This is a genomic window from Sphingomonas sp. T1, from assembly GCF_902506585.1.
GTDB classification, from domain to species: domain Bacteria; phylum Pseudomonadota; class Alphaproteobacteria; order Sphingomonadales; family Sphingomonadaceae; genus Sphingomonas; species Sphingomonas aerolata.
Map to the genome: position 1 here is coordinate 2,003,490 of NZ_LR733875.1, position 11,887 is coordinate 2,015,376.

10 protein-coding genes are annotated in these 11,887 nt (G+C 68.3%); all 10 read right to left on the reverse strand.

What is annotated here, in order from left to right; all coding sequences use genetic code 11:
• Genes GV027_RS09065 through GV027_RS09110 form a run of 10 tightly spaced genes read right to left on the reverse strand, consistent with a single transcriptional unit; the run spans position 1 to position 11,878 of the window.
• Positions 1-948 (reverse strand): cell division protein FtsQ/DivIB, encoded by a 948-nt coding sequence (locus GV027_RS09065; RefSeq protein WP_159511653.1) that lies wholly within the window; start codon positions 946-948, stop codon positions 1-3.
• Positions 945-1,898: a D-alanine--D-alanine ligase gene (locus tag GV027_RS09070; RefSeq protein WP_159511654.1), complete on the reverse strand. Its 954-nt coding sequence runs from the start codon at positions 1,896-1,898 to the stop codon at positions 945-947. Before GV027_RS09070 ends, GV027_RS09065 begins: the two co-directional genes overlap by 4 nt.
• Positions 1,895-2,890: a UDP-N-acetylmuramate dehydrogenase gene (gene murB, locus GV027_RS09075; protein ID WP_107932272.1), complete on the reverse strand. Its 996-nt coding sequence runs from the start codon at positions 2,888-2,890 to the stop codon at positions 1,895-1,897. The genes GV027_RS09070 and murB overlap by 4 nt, the downstream gene beginning before the upstream one ends.
• Positions 2,833-4,263, reverse strand: a complete 1,431-nt coding sequence (gene murC / locus GV027_RS09080; RefSeq protein WP_159511655.1) for a UDP-N-acetylmuramate--L-alanine ligase — start codon at positions 4,261-4,263, stop codon at positions 2,833-2,835. The genes murB and murC overlap by 58 nt, the downstream gene beginning before the upstream one ends.
• Complete coding sequence (gene murG / locus GV027_RS09085) at positions 4,260-5,417, reverse strand: undecaprenyldiphospho-muramoylpentapeptide beta-N-acetylglucosaminyltransferase (protein WP_031395403.1); 1,158 nt, start codon at positions 5,415-5,417, stop codon at positions 4,260-4,262. Before murG ends, murC begins: the two co-directional genes overlap by 4 nt.
• Complete coding sequence (locus GV027_RS09090) at positions 5,414-6,646, reverse strand: FtsW/RodA/SpoVE family cell cycle protein (RefSeq protein ID WP_234387761.1); 1,233 nt, start codon at positions 6,644-6,646, stop codon at positions 5,414-5,416. The genes murG and GV027_RS09090 overlap by 4 nt, the downstream gene beginning before the upstream one ends.
• A gap of 5 nt (positions 6,647-6,651) precedes the next feature.
• A complete protein-coding gene (gene murD, locus GV027_RS09095) occupies positions 6,652-7,965 on the reverse strand; it encodes a UDP-N-acetylmuramoyl-L-alanine--D-glutamate ligase (RefSeq protein WP_159511656.1) in 1,314 nt (437 codons plus the stop codon).
• On the reverse strand, positions 7,962-9,032 hold the full coding sequence (gene mraY, locus GV027_RS09100) for a phospho-N-acetylmuramoyl-pentapeptide-transferase (RefSeq protein WP_159511657.1): 1,071 nt from the start codon (positions 9,030-9,032) through the stop codon (positions 7,962-7,964). Before mraY ends, murD begins: the two co-directional genes overlap by 4 nt.
• Positions 9,033-10,415, reverse strand: coding sequence for a UDP-N-acetylmuramoyl-tripeptide--D-alanyl-D-alanine ligase (locus GV027_RS09105; protein WP_159511658.1), 1,383 nt, complete (start codon positions 10,413-10,415; stop codon positions 9,033-9,035). It abuts the gene before it with no gap.
• Positions 10,412-11,878: a UDP-N-acetylmuramoyl-L-alanyl-D-glutamate--2,6-diaminopimelate ligase gene (locus GV027_RS09110; RefSeq protein ID WP_159511659.1), complete on the reverse strand. Its 1,467-nt coding sequence runs from the start codon at positions 11,876-11,878 to the stop codon at positions 10,412-10,414. The genes GV027_RS09105 and GV027_RS09110 overlap by 4 nt, the downstream gene beginning before the upstream one ends.
• Positions 11,879-11,887: the final 9 nt, after the last annotated feature.

An 11,887-nucleotide genomic window follows, 5' to 3' on the forward strand; every position in this document is an offset into this window, starting at 1 on the left:
TCATCCCTCCCCGCCCGTTACGTTCGCGTCCGCCGTCTGCGACGGTATAGTCGTCTGTGGCTCGCTGGATACCGGCGCGGGCACGTCGACGCTGTGCGCCAGGCTCGCACCCGGCTTGCGCGCGACCAGCTTGGTCGGGTCGCGCATGTCGAAGCGGATCCAGCCACGGCCGAGCAGCGGCCGTGCGCCATCGAGCTCGGCAAATTTCACCAGCGCACGCGGCGCCCCGTCCTCGGGCAATGCCAGCGTCTCGCCGCTCTCGAAGGTCAGGTCCCAGCGCCGGTTGCCGACCCAGGTCGCCGCCTTCACCCGCGGCTTGAGCGCGGGGGCGGCGGCGAGCAGCGCCTGGTAGGACGCTTCCTGCCGGTCCGCGCCGGGTCCGATCACCAGCGGCAGGTTCGGGATCGCGTCGGGCTGCACCGGTTCGAGCAGCACGCCCGACGCGTCGATCAGAGTCAGATTGCCATTGTCCTGCCACACCGCCGCGGGCGTGCGCTCGACGATGTCGACCAGCAAAGTATCGGGCAGCCGCCGCGAGACGTGTGCGTCCGCGATCCAGCCATAGCGCAGCAATTTCTGGCGCACCGCCTCGAGATCGACGAGCGGCATCGCGCGGCTCTGCTGATCGAGCGCGACCGCATAGACCGACATACGGTCCATCCGCTTCAGCCCGGTGACCTCGATCTGGTCGACCTTGAACCCTGCGCGCCCGGCGCCTTCGGCCATCGCGCCGCCGATCATGCCGGGGATGCCGATCCAGGTCGCCGCCGCGATCACGACCGCGCCGCCCGCGCCGAGGATCGACCAGGTCGCGATCTTCTTCAGCGTGTCCTCGCTGACCGGGAGCATCCCGACCAGCCGATCGAGCACCGACACCTTCTTGACCGCGACCTTGCGCCGCGGGGCGGGCCGCTTGGGTGGCGGGCCGCGCTTGATCGTCCGGCTCATGGCGCCCCGCCCGGCGCGAGCGGATGATCCGACAGCGCCTCGTCGACGATCGCCTGGACGAGCTCGGCATAGCTCATGCCGATATGCCGCGCCTGTTCGGGAACGAGGCTGAGCGGGGTCATGCCCGGCTGCGTGTTGACCTCGAGCAGGAACAGCCCGTCGACCCCGCGCTCGTCGTCCCAGCGGAAATCCGAGCGCGAAGCGCCGTTGCAGCCGAGCAGCCGGTGCGCCTCGAGCGCAAGGCTCTTGCAGGCGTCGGCGATCTCGTCGGGAATGTCCGCCGGGCAGACATGCTCGGTCATCCCGTCGGTATATTTCGCGTCGTAATCATACCAGCCGCTTTTGGGCTTGAGTTCGGTGACGCCGAGCGCGCGACCGCCCAGCACCGCGGTCGTCAGCTCGCGCCCGCGGATATACGGCTCGGCGAGCAACTCGTCGAAGTCGATCCATGGCCCGACCGCGTCGCGCGCGATCGGATTGCCGTAATTGCCGCTGTCGGTGACGATCGCCACGCCGACCGACGACCCCTCGTTGACGGGCTTGAGCACATAGGGGCGTGCCATCGGATCCCCCTCGAACAGGTCGACCGACCGGACGATCCGTCCGCCCGGCATCGGCACACCCGCCGGGACGAGCAGCAGCTTGGTCAGCACCTTGTCGATCGCGATCACCGAGGTCGCAAGCCCCGAATGCGTATAGCGCAACCCCATCAGGTCGAGCAGCCCCTGCACCGAGCCATCCTCGCCGGGCGTCCCGTGCAGCGCGTTGAACACGAGATCGGGCCTGGCTTCCGCGAGCCGGGCGGCGACGTCGCGCCCCATGTCGATCCGCGTGACGCGGTGACCGAGCGATTCGAGCGCATCGGCGCAGCCATTGCCCGACAGCAGCGAGACCTCACGCTCCGCCGACCAGCCGCCCATCAGCACGGCGATGTGAAGAGCGCCGCTCATTTCGCCACCCCGACCCGCTGGATTTCCCATTCCAACGTCACTCCAGAATGCGCCTTCACCTTGGTCCGTACCTCTTCGCCCAGCGCCTCGATCTCCGCGCTCGACGCGGACCCGAGGTTCAGCAGGAAATTGCAATGCTTCTCGCTGACCTGCGCGTCGCCGCGCGTCAGCCCTCGGCACCCGGCCGCGTCGATCAGCGCCCAGGCCTTGTGCCCCTCGGGATTCTTGAACGTCGATCCGCCGGTGCGCGACCGCAACGGCTGCGACGCCTCGCGCTCCGCGGCGATCCGGTCCATCTCAGCCCCGATGACAGCCGGTTCGCCGGGCGTGCCCGAAAACACCGCCTCGACCACGACCGCGCCCGCGGGCAGGTCCGAATGCCGGTACACATAACCGAACCGCGCCGCGGGCCATGTCTCGACCGCGCCGTCGCGCGTGACGACGGTCGCCTCGATCAGGATATCGCTGACGTCGCGCCCATAGGCACCCGCGTTCATCCGCACCGCGCCGCCCACCGTCCCCGGGATCCCGCGCAGAAACTCAAGCCCGGCGATCCCCGCATCGCGTGCCGCGCTGGCGACGGTAATCCCCATAGCCCCCGCCCCTGCGCGAACGCGACCGTCCTCAACCGACACCTTCGCCATTGCCTTGGGCAGCCGCACCACGACCCCCGGCACACCCCCGTCGCGGACGATCAGGTTGGAACCGACGCCCACCGGCAGGACCGGCGTCGACGGATCGAGGGTCTTCAACAACCCGGCCAGATCCTCGACATCTGCCGGCCGCACAAGCCATTCGGCAGGCCCGCCGGTACGAAACCAGATGAAGTCCGCAAGTGACCCACCGGCCTCGACGCTCCCCCTGATGGTCTCCCGCGAAGGCGGGAACCCAGTCTGGGTCGCCGCATTCGCGGGGACGCAAGGTGTCGCAGCGTTCACGCCGGCACCTTCGAACGCTCGACCGCGATCGCATCGGCCAGCCCGGCCGCCCATTTCGTGATGTCGCCCGCGCCGAGGCAGACGACCATGTCATCCGCCTCGATCGTCGCCGCCAGCTCGGCCGCCAGTGCATTCGCATCCGCGACCACGCCCGCAAACCGGTGGCCGCGCCGCTTCAATCCCTCGACCAAAGCCGCCGCATCGACACCCTCGACCGGCGCCTCACCCGCCGCATAGACCGGCGTCACCAGCACCCGGTCCGCGTCGTTGAACGCGGTCTGGAAATCCTCCATCAGATTGCCGAGCCGTGAATAGCGATGCGGCTGCACCACCGCGATCACGCGCCCCTTCGCCCCCTCGCGCGCGGCGGCCAGCACCGCGCGGATCTCGACCGGATGATGCCCGTAATCGTCGATGATCGCGACACCGCCACCCTCGACCGGAACCTCGCCCACCTTGGTGAAGCGCCGCTTCACGCCGCCGAACTTGGCAAAGCCCTGCTGGATCGTCGCATCCTCGATCCCCAGCTCCAGCGCGACGCCGATCGCGGCCAGCGCGTTCTGGACGTTGTGCCGGCCTGGCATCGGCATCTCAATGCCGTGGATCGTCCGCGTCGCGCCGTCGCGCGTCCGCACCACGCAATCGAAGCGGTTGCCGCCCGGGATCGGCGTCACCTCGACGCCGCGGACATCCGCCTGCGCCGAGAAGCCGTAGGTCACGATCCGCCGATCGCGCACGCGCGGCAGGATCCCCTGCACCTCGGGATGATCGAGGCACAACAAGGCCGCGCCATAGAAGGGCACGTTCTCGACGAACTCGACGAACGCATCCTTCACCGCGTCGAACGATCCGTAATGATCGAGATGCTCGGGATCGATGTTGGTGACGACCGCGATCGTCCCGTCGAGCCGCAGGAAGCTGCCGTCGCTCTCGTCCGCCTCGACCACCATCCAGTCGCTCGCACCCAGTCGCGCGTTCGATCCGTAGCTGTTGATGATGCCGCCATTGATCACGGTCGGGTCGACCCCGCCCGCATCGAGCAGCGCGGCGACCATCGACGTCGTCGTCGTCTTGCCGTGGGTGCCGGCAACCGCGACGGTCGACTTCAGCCGCATCAGTTCGGCCAGCATCTCTGCGCGCCGCACCACGGGCACGCGCGCATTGAGCGCCGCCTCGACCTCGGGGTTCGACCGAACGATTGCGGTCGAGACGACCACGACTGCCGCGTCACCGATATTCTCCGCGGCATGGCCGATCGCGACCGGAATGCCCTTGTCGCGCAGGCCCTGCACGACATAGCCCTCGGCCACGTCGGACCCCTGCACGCGGTAACCGAGATTCTTCATCACCTCGGCGATGCCCGACATGCCGATCCCGCCGATGCCGACGAAATGGATCGTGCCGATATCGGTCGCTACACCCTTCATGCAAATTGTACCTTTGGCTTGGATGGGCGCCCGACCGGCAGTCGCGATACCGGCGCATCGAGGCTTTCGACCAGATCGGCCAGATCGCTCGCGGCATTGGGGCGGCCGCAACTGCGCGCGCGTCCTGCGGCATTCTGCAACGCGGCGGGGTCAAGCCCGAGCTTCTGCATCTGCTTGGCGAGTTCGACCGCAGTGAAGTCGCCCTGCCGGATCGTCCGTGCGCCGCCGGCACGGGTGATCTCGCGGGCGTTGACCGTCTGGTGATCGTCGGTCGCGCCCGGCAGCGGCACCAGGATCGCCGGCCGCCCCGCCGCGGTCAGCTCCGCGATCGTCGAGGCGCCCGCGCGCGCGATCACCAGATGCGCCCAGGCGAGCTGTTCGGGCATGTCGGGCAGATAGGTGGCGAGTTCGGCCGGGATGTGATGCTCGGCATATTGCGCGCGCACGGCGTCAATATCCTCGATCCGCGCCTGATGCGTGACCTGCAGACGCCGCCGGAACGTCACCGGCAGCATCGCGAGCCCATCCGGAACGACCTGAGACAGGATGCTCGCGCCCTGGCTACCGCCGGTCACCAGCACACGGAAGATGCCATCCTCCTCGAGCAGCGGATAGGGTCTGGCGCGCAATGCGAGCACCGCCTCGCGCACCGGATTGCCGACGAGATGCGTCTTGGCGAGGAGCCCGGACGCGAGCCGTTCGGTCGGTTCGGACGAGGTCGCGATCGCGTCGACGCGGCGTGCCACGAGCCGGTTCACCCGCCCCAGCACCGCATTCTGCTCGTGCACCGCAGTCGGGATCCGATTCGCGAACGCCGCCAGCAGCGCGGGCAGCGCGGGATAGCCGCCAAAGCCGATCACCGCCGCCGGCTTGAACGTGCGATAGAGTTCGCGTGCCATCATCCGCCCGCGCCACATCGATCGCGTCGCCTTGGCCCAGCCCAGCGGTCCGCCGGTGAAGCGCCCGGCGGGAAGGACATGCGTCTGAATTCCCTCGAACAATCCGGGGAAGCGCACGCCGCGCTCGTCGCTCACCAGTGCGACGCGGTGGCCGCGCCTCGTCAGCTCAGCGGCCAGCGCCGCCGCGGGCACCATGTGTCCGCCGGTCCCGCCTGCCGCGAGCACGAAATGCCGGGGACGTTGATTCACAGTCATTCACCACTCCAGCGGACGACATAGGGGCTCCGCGTGAGAAACGGATTGCGCCGGGTAAACGCCAGCAGCAACCCCATGCCGACCGACAAGGCGATCATCGACGACCCGCCATAGCTGATGAACGGCAGCGTCATGCCTTTGGACGGTGCGAGCCCGGTGTTCACCGCCATGCTGACCAGCGCCTGAGCGCCGAACTGCGTCGCCAGCCCGGCCGAGGCCAGAAGCTTGAATTCATCCTGTTCGTCCAGCAGCTTGACGAACACGCGCACGACGATCGCAAGGAAGATCACCGCGATCACCGAACAGGCGATCAGCCCGAACTCCTCGCCGATCACCGAGAAGATGTAATCGGTATGCGCCTCGGGCAGTCCGAACTTGGCGATGCCGCCGCCGGGCCCCGTGCCGGTCCAGCCGCCCGCGGTCAGCGTGTTGTGCGCGGCATTGGTCTGGAAATGATCCGACGCGCCCTCGCCCTCGATACCCGGGAACAGGAACGCGTCGATCCGCGACCGCGCCGTGCCGTAGAACATATAGGCGGCCACCAGCCCGACCGGCACACAGCCGACCAGGCCCGCCATCACGCGCATCGGCGTTCCCGCGATCATCAGCAACGCCATCCACACGGTGCAGTAGATGATCGTCTGGCCGAAATCGGGCTGCAGCATCAGCATCACCGCGATCGTGCCGGTCAGCCCACCGGTGATCAGCACGGTCGGCAGTTCGGGATCCTTCGCGCGCAGCGACAGGAGCCAGGCGACGGTGACGATGAAGACCGGCTTCAGGAACTCGGACGGCTGGAACTGCGCGAAGCCATAGCCGATCCAGCGGCGCGCACCGTTGACCTCGGATCCGACGAACGGAGTCACCGCCAGGATCAGCAGCAGCACCGCCGCTGCGGTCAGCGCCATGCGCCGCGCCATCGCGACGGGCATCATCGACACCCCGAACAGCACCGGCATCGACACGCCGACCCACATCAGCTGGCGCCAGAAATAATAGAGCGGCGTCAGCTTGTGGTGCTCGCCCGAATAGCGCACCGCGGTCGCCGGCGACGCCGCGGCCACCGCGATCAGCCCGATCGCGATCAGGAACAGCGTCAGCAACAGCAGCATCCGGTCGATATCCCAGAACCACGTGCCGAGCGGCGACTGATCGCCACGCCCGCCGCGCCGCTTCATCTTCGCGACGATCCCGGTCTTTTGCCCTGCGCTCATCATCGGTGTCCGCATATCGCTCATGCCAGCGACTCGACCGCCGCGCGGAAGGCCGCGCCGCGCGCTTCGTAATCGGCGAACTGGTCGAAGCTCGCACAGGCTGGCGACAACAGGATCGTGTCGCCGGGCCGGGCATTGGCCGCCGCGCTGCGGACGGCCGCGTCGAGCGTGCCGACATGGTCGACCGGCATTGACCCGGCCAGGATCTCGGCGAACCGCGGCCCGGCCTCGCCGATCGTATAGGCGTGCACGACATGGCCGAAGCCGGGTTTGCACGCGTCGAGGTCATCCCCCTTGGCGCGCCCGCCGACGATCCAGTGGACCCGCTCGAACGCCGCCAGCGCGGGCGCCGCGCTCTCTGGATTGGTCGCCTTGCTGTCGTCGACATAGGCGACGCCGTCATAGGAGGCGATCTGCTGCATGCGGTGCGGCAGGCCGGTAAAGCTGACCAGCCCGCGATCGATATCGACCTCGCTCACCCCCAGCGCGCGCGCGACCCCCACGGCGGCACGCGCGTTCGACGCATTGTGCGGCCCCTGCAGCGACGGCCAGCCGGCCTGGTCGCCGATGTCGATACGGTCGATGAACTCGACCGGAAGGTCAGCGGGCGCATCACCCAGAAGACAATGTTCGGCCTCTGCGCCGTGATCGACGATCGCGAGATGCGGCACCGTTTGCATCGCGAACAGCCGCGCCTTCGACGCCGCGTACCCGGCAAATCCGTCATAGCGATCGAGATGGTCGGGGGTGATGTTGAGCAGCACCGCGACGTCGCAGTCGAGCGTCTGTGTCAGGTCGATCTGATAGCTCGACAGCTCGAGCACATAGACGCCGCCCTCGGGCAGTGGATCCTGCCCCAGAATCGGCAGCCCGATATTGCCGCCCATCAGCGTCGGCACGCCCGCGGTCCGCAGGATATGATGCACGAGCGCGGTGGTGGTCGACTTGCCGTTCGTGCCCGTGATCCCGACGACCTTGTGCGGCGGCAGGTCGCCCCGCGCCTGTGCGAACAGTTCGATGTCGCCGATGACGGGAACGCCCGCCGCACGCGCGGCCGCGGCGAGCGGATGCGTGTTGAGCGGCACCCCCGGCGAAACGACGAGCGCGTCGAACGCCGCTAGGTCGTCCAACGGATCAAACCGGAGATCGACGTCATCGAGGGTGACCGACAGGTCTTGAACGCTCTCGGCGAGCGCCGCGCGCTTCGTTTCGTCGTCGTCCCACGCGACCACGCCCGCGCCGCCAGTGACCAGCGCCTGGACGGTCGCCGCACCCGATCGCGCCAGCCCCAGCACCGCAAAGCGTTTTCCGCGCCAGGCCTCAGCGACGATCACCGCAGCTTCAACGTCGACAGGCCGACCAGCGCCAGGACCAGTGCGATGATCCAGAAGCGGATCACGACGGTCGGCTCGCTCCAGCCGAGCTGTTCGAAATGATGGTGGATCGGCGCCATCCGGAACACCCGCTTGCCGGTCCGCTTGTAGAAGAACACCTGGATGATCACGCTCATCGCCTCGGCGACGAACAGCCCGCCGATGATCCCGAGCACGATCTCGTGATGCGCGACAACGGCGATCGTGCCGAGCGCGCCACCGAGCGCAAGGCTGCCGGTGTCACCCATGAACACCGCGGCGGGCGGCGCATTGAACCACAGGAACGCCAGACCGCCGCCGACGACCGCACCGCAGAAAATGGCGAGCTCGCCAGCGCCGGGCACGTGCGGGATGCCGAGATAGTCGGCGAACTTCACATTGCCCGCGAGATAGACGATCACCATGAACGCGACGCTCGCGATGATCACCGGCATCGTCGCCAGCCCGTCGAGCCCGTCGGTCAGGTTCACGGCATTGCCGAACGACACGATCGTGAAGGCGGCGAAGACGGGGAAGAACCAGCCCAAATCGATATACATGCGCGACGTGAACGGCAGGTAGAGATGCGGCCCGTTCTGCGACATGATGATCGTCGCGGCGATCCCGGCGATCGCGAATTCGAGCAACAGCCGAGTGCGACCCGAAATGCCCGCGGTGCTCGCCTTCCGCACCTTGTCATAGTCATCCATGAACCCGATCGTGCCGAAGCCCAGCGTCACGAACAGGCACGACCAGACATAGGGGTTGCTCAGGTCCATCCAGAACAGGATTGCCAGCGTCATACTGGTCAGGATCATCAGCCCACCCATCGTCGGCGTGCCGCGCTTGGCGAGATGCGTCTGCGGGCCGTCGGCGCGGATCGGCTGGCCCTTGCCCTGACGCACGCGCAGCCAGCCGATGAAGCGCGGCCCGATGATCAGGCCGATGATCAGCGCAGTCGCGACCGCCCCGCCCGTCCGCGTCGACTGATAGCGGAGCAGGTTCAATATTCCCGGGAAACCCAGATGTGCGGCGATCCAGTACAGCATTTACGTCTTCTCGCCCCCGAGACTCGTCACGACCCGCGCGAGCCCTACACCGTTCGATCCCTTGATGAGAACCGCATCGCCCGGCGCCAGGATCGTCCGTAACGACGTCAGCGCGGCCGCAGCGTCGCCCACATGGACGGTTTCGACTTTACCCTCAAGCGCTTGCGCGAGCGGCGCCATCGCTTCACCGACCAGCAGCGCCATTTCGACGTTTGCCGCGACAATCGGCTCGGCAAGCCCGGCATGATAGTCGGCCGACGCCGCGCCCAGCTCGCGCATCTCGCCGAGCAGCGCGACATGCCGCCCCGGCTCCTTGGCCAGCACGGCCAGCGTCGCACGCATCGACGCGGGGTTCGCATTGTAGCTTTCGTCGATCACGAGCGCCTGCCCGTCCGCCAGCGTCGTCATGAACCGCGCACCGCGTCCCTGCAGCCCGCCGAGTTCGGCGAGCGCCAGTCCCGCCAGCCCGAGATCCGCGCCCGCCGCCTCGACGCACGCGATCACCGCCAGCGCGTTCGAAACCCAGTGCATCCCCGGCTGCGCCATCGTGAAGCTCAGCTCGCGGCCGTCCTGCTGGACCGTGACGAACGTCGCGCCGGTCGCCAGCCGGACCGTTTCGATCGCGCGGACATCGGCACCCTTCGCGATGCCGAAGGTCACGATCCGCGACGCATGCGGCGTCGCCGCTGCGGTCAGCCGGTCGCGATGCGGGCTGTCGAAGGGGACGATCGCGACGCCGTCCGGCTCGAGCCCGGCGAAGATCTCGCCCTTGGCGTCGGCGATCGCGCTTTCGTCGCGGAAGAACTCGGTATGCGCCGGCGCGATCGCGGTGACGACCGCGATATGCGGGCGGACGATCTGCGTTAGCTCGGCCAGCTCACCCGCATGGTTCATCCCCATCTCGAACACGCCGAAACGCGCGTCGCGCGGCATCCGCGCGAGGCTCAGCGGGACGCCGGTATGGTTGTTGTAGCTCTTGACCGAACGATGCACCGCCCCCGGCGCGCCGCGATCGAGCGCCGCGAACAGTGCCTCCTTCGCGCTCGTCTTGCCGACCGATCCGGTGACGCCGATGATCGTCGCGCCGCTGCGCGCCCGGCTTGCGCGCCCGAGCATCTGCAAGGCCGTGAAGCTGTCGGCGACCAGCACATGCGGATGCGCGCAGGGTTCGGAGACGATCGCCCCCGCGGCGCCCTGCGCGAACGCCTGGTCGAGATACAGATGGCCGTCGCTCGCCTCACCCTTCATCGCGACGAACAGGTCGCCCGGACCAACCTCGCGCGAATCGAACGCGACGCCCGTCACGGCAAATTCGGCCGAGGCGACCCCGCCGGTCGCCGCAGCGATCTCGGCGGACGTCCACAGGGGCACCGCAGTGCTCATGCCGCACACTCGCGCGCGACGCCGACATCGTCGAACGGCAACACCATGTCGCCGACGATCTGGCCCTGTTCGTGGCCCTTGCCCGCGATCAGCACGATGTCGTCGCTGCCCGCCTCGTCGATCGCCGCCTGGATCGCCCCGCGCCGGTCGCCGATCTCGATCGCGCCGGGCGCGCCCTTCAGCACGTCGCGGCGGATCGCGGCGGGATCCTCGGTGCGCGGATTGTCGTCGGTCACGATCACGCGGTCGGCGTAATGCATCGCGACCTGCCCCATCGTCTCGCGCTTGCCGGTATCGCGGTCGCCGCCCGCGCCGAACACGACAATCAGCCGGCCGCCCGCATGCGGCTTGAGCGCGGCGATCGCCGCCTCCAGCGCGTCGGGGGTATGCGCATAATCGACATAGACCGGCGCACCCGAGCGCGCGATCACCGCACGCTCAAGCCGCCCGCGCACGGGCTGCAACCGCGCCAGATTGGCGATCGTCGTCGCGATATCGCCCCCGGTCGCGATCACCAGCCCCGCCGACACGAGCGCATTGGCGGCCTGATATCCGCCGATCAGCGGCAGCGTCACGCGGTAAGTCTGGCCCCCCGCCTCGATCGTCAGCCCCTGCCCCAGCAATGTCGGATCGCGATCGACCAGTCGCAGCGTATCGCCGCGCGTGCCGACGGTCACGAGCCGATTGCCCCGCTCCCGCGCGAGGTCGATGACGCGCGCCGCCTGCGGATCGTCGGCCCACACCACCGCCGCCCCATCCGGGCGCAGTACTTCCGAAAACAGCCGGATCTTGGCGGTGAAATAGGCCGCCATGTCGCCGTGATAATCGAGATGGTCGCGGCTGAGATTGGTGAAGGCGGCCGCCGATACGGGCAGTCCCTCGGTGCGATACTGGGTCAGCCCGTGGCTCGATGCCTCGAAGGCGAGATGCGTCACGCCTTCGCGCTCGAGCCCGGCGACGTTCGACAGGAAGGTGACGACGTCTGGCGTCGTGAGGCCGGTGGTGACGCGTTCGTCGGCGGTCGTGACGCCCAGCGTCCCGATCGACGCGGCATGATGGCCGGCCATCCGCCACAATTGGCGGGTCATCTCGACGCAACTGGTCTTGCCGTTGGTGCCCGTGATCGCGACCGTCGTCGCGGGAAAGGGTGCGAAGAACGCCGCCGCGAGCTGCGCGAACCGTTCGCGCGGGGTTTCGTCGGCGATGTACGCCGCACCCTCGACCGCGAGGCCCGGCCGCGCGACGATGCCGATCGCCCCGGCGCGGATCGCGTCGGCGATATAGTCCTCGCCATTGACGCGGGCGCCCTCGAACGCCCCGAAGATCGTCCCCGGTGCGACCTTGCGATGGTCGATCGCGAAGCCCGTGACGTTGCCGTCATACGCATCGCGCGGTGCAGATCCGTGCACTGATGCCCCGCCATCGCTGACGGGGCCCTTACCGATCAGCGTTGCCAGTTTCATGCACCGATC

Excerpts from the sequence above, each read along its gene's own strand:
- GV027_RS09065 (WP_159511653.1), bottom strand. The coding sequence starts at position 948 with ATGAGCCGGACGATCAAGCGCGGCCCGCCACCCAAGCGGCCCGCCCCG.
- GV027_RS09070 (WP_159511654.1), bottom strand. The coding sequence starts at position 1,898 with ATGAGCGGCGCTCTTCACATCGCCGTGCTGATGGGCGGCTGGTCGGCG.
- murB (WP_107932272.1), bottom strand. The coding sequence starts at position 2,890 with ATGGGCGGCCGGGCTGGCCGATGCGATCGCGGTCGAGCGTTCGAAGGT.
- murC (WP_159511655.1), bottom strand. The coding sequence starts at position 4,263 with ATGAAGGGTGTAGCGACCGATATCGGCACGATCCATTTCGTCGGCATC.
- murG (WP_031395403.1), bottom strand. The coding sequence starts at position 5,417 with ATGACTGTGAATCAACGTCCCCGGCATTTCGTGCTCGCGGCAGGCGGG.
- GV027_RS09090 (WP_234387761.1), bottom strand. The coding sequence starts at position 6,646 with ATGCGGACACCGATGATGAGCGCAGGGCAAAAGACCGGGATCGTCGCG.
- mraY (WP_159511657.1), bottom strand. The coding sequence starts at position 9,032 with ATGCTGTACTGGATCGCCGCACATCTGGGTTTCCCGGGAATATTGAAC.
- GV027_RS09105 (WP_159511658.1), bottom strand. The coding sequence starts at position 10,415 with ATGAGCACTGCGGTGCCCCTGTGGACGTCCGCCGAGATCGCTGCGGCG.
- GV027_RS09110 (WP_159511659.1), bottom strand. The coding sequence starts at position 11,878 with ATGAAACTGGCAACGCTGATCGGTAAGGGCCCCGTCAGCGATGGCGGG.